Genomic DNA, 6,119 nt, shown 5'->3' on the forward strand with positions numbered 1-6,119 from the left:
GCCGCCCCCGGTGCCGGAGTCGGGGCCGGTACCGGCGGCGGCGCGGTGAAGACCGGGCGGTGGCACCCGGTCCGGCCGGCTCGCCGGGACCCCCGCGCCGAGGCCGCACCTGTCCGTTCCCGTGGTCCGCTCCCTTCCCGCCTGCGCGAGCGGCGTGTCCGCGCGGTCGCCCCACGGCCGGTGGGAGAGGTCTTAGCCCGATCACCTGATTCGCGGCCCGCCGTGGCTGACCTGCCCTCAGGTTCCCCCGCCGGAAAATACATTGGATACGACCCATCCTGCCGTCCGGCGACCGGGCGGAGACCCGAGGAGTGAGCATGACGGAAGACCCGAGCGCGCTGCCGCCCGGCGTGACCATGACCCTGGCCGCGATCGCGGCGACCGGGGCGGTCGCGCGTCCCTCCGGGGAGACCCTGGCGGTGCAGAAGCAGCGCATCTTCGACGGCATCGTCCAGCAGCTGTCCGACACCACCCTGGCGACGCAGGGCAACTGGGAGCTCGCCTGGCTCGGGCTGAGCCCGGACAACGCCAACATGGCCTACATCGCGAAGGGGAAGGGCTCCGGCTCGAACCAGTTCGCCGTGGTCGTCCGCGGGACGGTCGGCAACGAGATCGACACGCTCGAGGACCTCGACGTCGGCACGGTGGTCCCGTTCACGGTCGGCGGGTCGGCGCCGGTCTCCGTCTCCAAGGGCGCCATGACGGCGTTCACCCAGATCGTCGCCATGACCGACCAGTCCTCCGCGGCCGGCCCCGGCCTCGTGCAGGCGCTCGCCGCCCTGCTCGGGCCGGCCCCGGGGGCGACGGTCTACGTGGTGGGCCACAGCCTCGGCGGCTGCATCGCGACCATGCTCGCGCTGTACCTGCAGGCCCAGACCTGGAACGACTCGCCGCAGTTCGCGGTGAGCACCTTCGCCGCCCCCACCGCCGGGCTGAAGGACTTCGCCGACCTCTTCAACTCGGTGAAGTGGGCCGTGTACCAGGGCTACGCCAACAAGTACGACATCGTGCCGCTGGCCTGGGCGAGCCTCGGCACCGCCACGGGCTGGTACCCCGCCCCCGGGCCGGCCGCGCCGCTGGCCGTCAAGGACGTCCTCATCCCGGGGATCAAGGGCCTCAGCGGGCCCAACACCTACGTCCAGCCGTCCACCACCGTCCCCCTGCTGAACCCGGACTACAAGGCCTACAACCCCAAGGTGATCAAGAGTTCGACCCAGGACTTCCTGGCCCAGGTCGCCTTCCAGCACGCCAACCCGACCTACCTGAAACTGCTGAACTCCCCCGTCCCCGCGCCCGCGCCGGTCGTGGACGGCATCAGCCCCCGCGCCGGCGCTGCGGGCATGCAGATCACGATCACCGGCAGCGGCTTCGACACGCAGAGCATGGTCGACTTCGGCACCGTCCCGTGCGTGCCGCCCAACGTCGTCAGCGACACCCAGATCACCGCGATCGTGCCCGACGGGCTCGGTGTCGTCGACGTCCGGGTCACCAACAACCTGGGCACCTCCCCGGCCGTCCCCTTCGGGCAGTTCGCCTACGGCGGCCCGGAACCCGTGGTGGTCACCGGCATCGTCCCGGACAGCGGGACGCTCGGCACCGCCGTCACCATCAACGGCGCGGGCTTCGGCGGGGGCGGCACGCCCGTCGTGTACTTCGGCGACCGCCCCGCGACCGCCACGCCCGTCTCGCCGACCCAGATCAGGACGACGGTACCGATTCCCGATCCCAAGCAGCCCAAGACCGTCGACGTCAGGGTGCGGGTGAACGGCTACCTGTCCCCCGCCGTCCCGGCCGACGAGTTCACCCACACCGGCTGACCCTCCGTCGGCGGGGGTGCGGCAGCCGCGGGGCGAACCGGTTCCCTACCGGGTCGCCCCGCGGTGTTCGAAGCCGGTGACCAGGGCCTGCAGGCCGGCGTCGAACCACCGCTGGTAGTACTCGGCGTCGGCGCCGTCCTGCGCCGCCCCGGCGTCGGCGCCCTCGGCGGCCCCTCGCGTTCCCACCTGCGCCAGGGCGTGGCCCAGGGTGTAGACCCCGACGGACTGGATACGGATCAGCGCCTCCTCCTGGCCGACGCCGGCGGCGTCGAAGCGCTCCAGCAGCACGGCCAGGACCGGGACGGCGGTGTCGGGGTCCACCGGGTGGGTGGCCAGGAGGGGCACCGCGTTCGGGTGCTCCAGCAGCATGCGCCGGTAGGCGGCCGCGAACGCGGTCAGTGCCCCGGTCCACGTCGGCCCGGCGTCCAGGCCGGCCAGCGCGGTGGCGAACAGGTGGTTCACGACCCTGGCCAGGATGGCGTCACGGTTCGGGACATGGCGGTAGAGCGACATCGCGGCCACCCCGAGGTGCGCGCCGATCCGCCGCATCGTCAGCGCCTCCAGGCCCTCGCGGTCGAGCACCTCGATCGCCGCGGCGGTGATCTGGTCCGCGCTGATCTGCGCGGGGCGGCCTCCCCGGCCGGGTCGTGATGCCTGGTTCATGCCCTCAGGGTGACAGAGTCATCCGCTCAGGGTCACAGCCAGGGTGCTGCCCGTCATGGCCAGGGTGAGGAGGCCCACCACCATGTGCTGGACGTCGGGCACCACCGCGCGCCCCTCGGTGGGCAGCACCTTCAGCGTGCGGGCGTAGTCCCGGGCGTAGGACTCGCGCTGCGCCGCCGAGCTGATCCCGGCATAGGGCAGCCACCAGCTGGCCACGTGTCCGACCAGGACCAGCAGGCACAGCACCAGGGCCGCGATCCGGGAGGCCTGGTGGTCGAAGGCCACGCCGCCGGCGATGAGCAGCGGGACCGGGTAGTTGACGGCCGCGTCGCCGAGTCTCTCCCGGCGGTTGTCGCCCCTGAGGTCGTTGAGCGGGAACAGCGGCACCCACTCGGTGAGTACCAGCCAGGCCAGCCAGAGCAGCGGCATGGTGACGGCGATCGTGTGCATGGAGCATCCCCCTGCGGTCGTGGACGTTCGCGTTTGAGTACAGCGTAAGCTTACGTAGTACGCATAGTCCAACGAGAAGATCGCTGAGCCATCCCGCGACCGTCCGGGGGCGCTCCCCCGCGCCCGACGGACCTGCAGCCGGGCGGCGGCAGGCGTGTCGCGTGCCGCCCCGGCGCTCGGCGGGGTCAGCCGGTGGCCGGGCCGACGATGAGAAGGTCCGGGCCGATGCGGGGCAGCGCCCTCGGAGTCGGGACCGGCAATGAGGCCGCTCCGGCGCCCGCGTCCGCACCCGGGCCGCACAGCGTCTTGGCCATGAGCGAGCCGATCGCCTCCCCGCTCGCCGAGTCGTCCTTGCCCACGTACGGGTTGCGCGACAGGGCGAACTGCCGCCGCCCGTCCCGGCTGCCGAGCAGCAGGGTGCTCCAGCCGGCGAGGCCGCCGTCGTGGCCCCAGGCCGCCTCGCAGTCCGGTCCCAGGTCGATCCGGACCACGCCGAGCCCGTACCGAGCGCCCTCGATCGTGGTCGGCACCGTATCCGTCAGCGCGGCCGTTTCAGCGGACCGCAGCAGCTTCCCGCCGAACAGCGCGGCGTGGAAGCGGTCGAGGTCGGAGGTGGTGGAGATGCCGTTGCCGGCCGCGTCCACGACGGTCGGGTTGAGCCGGGTGATGTCGGCCGGCCCCGCCGGCATGCCGAGGTACGCGTGCGCGTGCGGTCCGCCGAGGCCGGTCTCGGAGCCCGGGAACGCCGTGTCGTCCAGGTGCAGGGGCCGGACGATCCGGCGCTCGACCTCGTCCTGCCAGGCGCGCCCGGTGACCTTCCGGACGATCATCCCGGCGAGGACGTAGTTGGTGTTGGAGTAGTGCCAGCCCTGCCCGGGGGCGAAGTAGGGCGCGTGCTCGGCGGAGACCGCGGCCAGCTGCTGCGGCCGGTAGTCCCGGTACCGCCACCTCCCGTACGCGAAGTCCTGCAGGTCGGCCTCGCTCCTGACCGTGAACCGCTCGTCCTCCGTGTGGTTGAACAGACCGCTGGTGTGGTTCAGCAGCTGCCGGACGGTGATCGCGGCACCGTTCGGAACGACCCCCGGCAGGTACCGCGCCACCGGGTCGTCCAACCCGAGCCGGCCCTCCCCCACCAGCTGGAGGACGACCGTGGACACGAAGGTCTTGGTCACGCTGCCGATCCGGAACCGGCCGTCCGGCCTGGCCGGCTGCCCGGTGGCCAGGTCCGCGGTCCCGGCGGCACCCCGCCATGGCGGGCGCCCGGCGAACCGGATCTCCGCGAGCGCGGCCGTCGCCCCGCCGCGCTCCACGAGGTCCCACAGCTCCTGCTGCCCGTCGACGCGTGGCCGGCGTTCCTCCACGGCCCCGCTTCCGGACGCCGGCGCGCCCGCCCCTCCCGCCGCCACGGCCGCCGTCGGGGCGAGCGTGACGACGGTGGCGCCGGCCAGGGCGACGGCGACGAGCCGCGTCGCCAGCCGGCCGCGCCGGCGCGGTGTCCGAGCCTGAACGATGGTCATGATGCCCGCCCCTCCGACCCGGCCCCGGGCCGTCGGCACCACGATCGCAGCTGCCGCACCCCTGGCGCGTCGCCCTCCGGAGGTCATCGGTCCTGAGCCCCGAGGACCAGGCGGCCCGGCCGGACGACGGATATGACGTCACGTCAAATCATTTTCAGGAGGCTTGAGTTGACCTCTTCGACACTGTCCGGCCTGGCGTTGGGCCTGTCCGCCCTGCGCCGACGGTGCGTTCCGGCGGCGGCACGGGGCCTGGTCAGGCGGCCAAGCCCAGACCGAGGGTGACCGCCACGGGAACGAGGTACAGCAGCGGGAAGGGCACGGTCGTGTACGAGCGGGCTCGCACGTTGGTGACCACGGCCCCGAGGAAGTACAGGATCAAGCCGACCGCAGCCGCGACGCCGACAGCCGGTACCGCCAGACCGGCCAACAAGCCCACCGCACCGGCCAGCTTGGCCAGCGCGAGCCGGCCCCACCACGAACGGGGCACCCCGTACTGGACGAGCGGCTGGGTGACGAACTCCGCGCGACGGGCCAGGGAAACCCCGGAGAAGCCGACCCACAGGGCGCTGACGACGGCGAGGACGGCATGGGCGACAGACACGGTGGTACCCCGGTTTCGCGTGGAGGGAAGCGGGCGGAAGGGTCCCCGCCGCTTCGTTGCACTTGCTCGGACACTCCACTGACCCGCCGCCCCTACCGGATGTGACAGCCCGACCGGAAAATCTTCGCCGGGTACCCGATGCGGTGGCACTCCCGTGCAGCGACGGCGGCGAATGCCGCCACAATCCCGCGACGCCGCCGACTTGCCGCACGTTGGTACCCGCGGCGCCGGTGCGCCCGCGCAAGCCTGGAAGGGCCAGGACTCGCGGTGCCCGGGCCGGCCCGCTGGTCCGTGGGCAAGTCCGCCACTCATGGTCTGCCGCACCTGTGCGGCGGCTCCGGGCCGGGACATGCGCTCGGGCCGCCGCACGGGTGCGGTCAGGCGGCCGGGGCCGGGGCCGGGGCCGCCGAAGCGGGCCGGCCCGGGGTGGGAGTCGCGTCGGGCCGGGCGGTCGCCGCGGGTGCCGCCGCCTTCGCCGGGGTCGGGGAGACGGCCGGCCGCGCCATCAACTCGGTGCTCTGCCGCGCCTGTTCCACCTGAGGGGTGACGGCAGCAGCCGTCTGCTCCACGGCCGGACCGCCCAGGGCCCGTACGGGCGCGGCGGATTCCGGCCGGGTGCTCAGTACGTGGCTGGCGGCCTCGTCGAGGCTGACCGCGCGCTGTAGGCGGGTGGCCAACCGGCCGGCCTCCCGCCCGAGGGAGGCGACGTCGTTCCAGCTGAGGGTGAGGACGACGCGGAGTTCGGCGTTCCCGTCCGGCAGGGCACGCAGGGGCGGTACGGACAGATCGTTCACGGGACCATCCTGTGTTCGGTGCGGACGACGCCCGGCCGGTGCGGCCGCGCGTTCACAGGAGAAGAGGGGCATTCCGGCAAACCATCCCGCGACTTTGCCCATCTTTTACCTTCGGCACGGGCCCGCGGCCACCTGTCGGGGATGGCCGCCGGCACCTCGACCGGGCGAGCCCGTGCCCGACGACGTGGTGCGCGGACAGTCGACTGGTCGGCCTCGTGGAGCTGCACGGTTCCGACGACCGCGCAGGCCCCCGGCACGGACGGACCCGGCCGGGCCC

Annotated in this window: 6 protein-coding genes; 1 reads left to right on the forward strand and 5 read right to left on the reverse strand. The window is 73.3% G+C overall.

Annotation, left to right across the window (positions count from 1 at the left end):
- Nucleotides 1-317: 317 nt before the first annotated feature.
- The gene (locus tag ABZ885_RS33640; RefSeq protein ID WP_360197240.1) at nt 318-1,817 is read left to right on the forward strand and encodes an IPT/TIG domain-containing protein; all 1,500 of its coding nucleotides are present in this window, start codon (nt 318-320) and stop codon (nt 1,815-1,817) included.
- A 45-nt stretch (nt 1,818-1,862) separates the two neighbouring features.
- On the opposite strand, the gene ABZ885_RS33645 is transcribed toward ABZ885_RS33640, so the two are convergent.
- From ABZ885_RS33645 to ABZ885_RS33665, 5 genes are all read right to left on the reverse strand, one after another.
- Nucleotides 1,863-2,480: a TetR family transcriptional regulator gene (locus ABZ885_RS33645; RefSeq protein ID WP_360197243.1), complete on the reverse strand. Its 618-nt coding sequence runs from the start codon at nt 2,478-2,480 to the stop codon at nt 1,863-1,865.
- Between the two features lie 18 nt (nt 2,481-2,498).
- Nucleotides 2,499-2,930 (reverse strand): hypothetical protein, encoded by a 432-nt coding sequence (locus ABZ885_RS33650; RefSeq protein WP_360197246.1) that lies wholly within the window; start codon nt 2,928-2,930, stop codon nt 2,499-2,501.
- A 185-nt stretch (nt 2,931-3,115) separates the two neighbouring features.
- Entirely contained in the window at nt 3,116-4,447 is a 1,332-nt protein-coding gene (locus tag ABZ885_RS33655; protein ID WP_360197248.1) for a serine hydrolase domain-containing protein, read from the reverse strand.
- A gap of 253 nt (nt 4,448-4,700) precedes the next feature.
- The gene (locus ABZ885_RS33660) at nt 4,701-5,048 is read right to left on the reverse strand and encodes a DoxX family protein (RefSeq protein WP_360197251.1); all 348 of its coding nucleotides are present in this window, start codon (nt 5,046-5,048) and stop codon (nt 4,701-4,703) included.
- Nucleotides 5,049-5,425: 377 nt separating this feature from the next.
- Nucleotides 5,426-5,842, reverse strand: coding sequence for a hypothetical protein (locus ABZ885_RS33665; protein ID WP_360197254.1), 417 nt, complete (start codon nt 5,840-5,842; stop codon nt 5,426-5,428).
- Nucleotides 5,843-6,119: the final 277 nt, after the last annotated feature.

Source organism: Kitasatospora sp. NPDC047058 (genome assembly GCF_040643935.1).
Classification (GTDB): Bacteria; Actinomycetota; Actinomycetes; order Streptomycetales; family Streptomycetaceae; genus Kitasatospora.